Raw genomic sequence first — 1,828 nt, 5'->3', positions numbered from 1 at the left:
GGCTCACGTCTCATCCCGCCACTATGCCCAGTGCAACAGGAGCTCGCCAGCCCCGCGGTTTATGTGACAATGCCTCCTCATCCTCAGCCGTTCGGAGTTCCGCATCGCCGCCAACCCATCGCCGGCCGAGGTCGCGGAGGTCGAACGGATCGTCGGTGAGCAGCGCGCCAACTTCGAGCGGCACATTACCGACCTCAAGAAGTCCGCCAGCCCGCGGCAGGCGGAACTCCTGCGCGCCGTCGACGAGGCCTACGCCGCCTATCAGCCGGAGCTGCAGGAGACCTTCCAGATCGCCAAGCGCAACGGAACCCAGATCACCAATGACAAGGCCCGCCAGGAGATCATCGACTCCGCCATGACCTCGCGCGCTGCGGCTGAAAAGCTCTACCAAGCGATCCGAGCCTACAACGAATTCACGGACCACCAGTCGGAGAGCATCTCCAAGGCAGCCAGCGAGCGGGCCGAGCGCACGGAATGGCTGGTGAAGATCGTGGCGGGGGTGGGGGTGCTGGGCGGCATCGCCCTCGGTTACGCCATCGCCGTCTTTGGCATCGGCCGCCCCGTGGCGGCGTCGGTTGGCAGCCTGCGCCAGCTGGCGGACGGCAATCTGGCGACCGACATCTATGGCGTGGGGCGCAAGGACGAGATCGGCGACATTGCCGACGCGATGCGGGTGTTCAAGGAGAACATGCAGCGCACCCGGCGGCTCGAGGCCGAAGCGAAGGAGGCCGAGAAGCGCGCCGAGCAGGAGCGCAAGGCGGCGATGATGGCGCTGGCCGACCAGTTCGAGGCGAGCGTCCAGGGCGTGGTGCAGGCGGTCTCGTCCGCGGCCACCCAGCTGCAGTCGAATGCCCAGAGCATGTCGGCCATTGCCGAGGAAACGGCGCGACAGTCCACCGCGGTGGCCGCGGCGACCGAGCAGGCCTCCGCCAACGTGCAGACCGTCGCGTCGGCGTCCGAGGAGCTGGGCAGCTCGATCAGCGAGATCAGCCGTCAGGTCAGCGAGTCCTCGCGCATCTCCAAGGACGCGGTGGTGCAGGCGGAGACCACCAACACGACCGTCGAGGGACTTGCGACGGCCGCCCAGCGCATCGGCGACGTCGTCAGCCTCATCCAGAACATCGCCAGCCAGACCAACCTGCTGGCGCTCAACGCCACGATCGAGGCGGCACGCGCGGGCGAGGCCGGCAAAGGCTTTGCCGTGGTCGCCAGCGAGGTGAAGCAGCTGGCCAGCCAGACGGCCAAGGCGACCGAGGAGATCGCTGCCCAGATCGCCGAAATCCAGGCGCAGACGGGCGGTGCGGTCGAGGCCATCCGCGGCATCGGCCGCACCATCACGCAGGTGAACGAGATCGCCGGCACCATCGCCGCGGCGGTCGAGGAACAGTCCGCCGCCACCCAGGAGATCGGGCGCAACGTGCAGCAGGCCGCCCAGGGCACCCAGGAGGTGTCCAACAACATCGTCGGCGTGAGCAAGGCAGCCGAGGAGGCGGGAACGGCGTCGAGCCAGGTCCTCGACGCCGCCGGCCAGCTGTCGCGCGAGGCTGAGCGCCTGCGGACGGAGGTGGATGCGTTCATCGGCCGGGTTCGCGCGGCCTGATCCACTCCCTTGCTCTCCCGCTTGCCGACCGGCGAACAGGTGAGAGCGTGGGCCGACGCCGGCGTGGTGTACATCGGCGCCGAACGGTAGGTCACGCCGTCATGGAGTCCAAGTGGCTGGATTTACAAAGAAACATCCTGATTTTGGCGGCCGGCATTGTCACATAAACCGCGGGGCTGGCGAGCTCCTGTTGCACTGGGCATAGTGGCGGGATGAGACGTGAGCCCG

Annotated in this window: 2 protein-coding genes; one reads left to right on the top strand and one right to left on the bottom strand. The window is 67.8% G+C overall.

Annotated elements, in window-relative coordinates; all coding sequences use genetic code 11:
* Positions 1–10 precede the first annotated feature (10 nt).
* Positions 11–391, bottom strand: coding sequence for a hypothetical protein (locus FZ983_RS33830; RefSeq protein ID WP_149229092.1), 381 nt, complete (start codon positions 389–391; stop codon positions 11–13).
* Between FZ983_RS33830 and FZ983_RS33825 the strand changes: the two genes are divergently transcribed.
* Positions 356–1,600: a methyl-accepting chemotaxis protein gene (locus FZ983_RS33825; protein WP_149229091.1), complete on the top strand. Its 1,245-nt coding sequence runs from the start codon at positions 356–358 to the stop codon at positions 1,598–1,600. The genes FZ983_RS33830 and FZ983_RS33825 overlap by 36 nt on opposite strands.
* Positions 1,601–1,828: the final 228 nt, after the last annotated feature.

It is taken from the genome of Azospirillum sp. B21 (assembly GCF_008364825.1).
In the GTDB taxonomy this organism is placed as follows: Bacteria; Pseudomonadota; Alphaproteobacteria; order Azospirillales; family Azospirillaceae; genus Azospirillum.
This window is presented reverse-complemented; position numbering and strand designations above follow the sequence as displayed.

Coding starts and splice junctions, on each gene's coding strand:
- FZ983_RS33825 (WP_149229091.1), top strand. CDS start 356: ATGACCTCGCGCGCTGCGGCTGAAAAGCTCTACCAAGCGATCCGAGCC.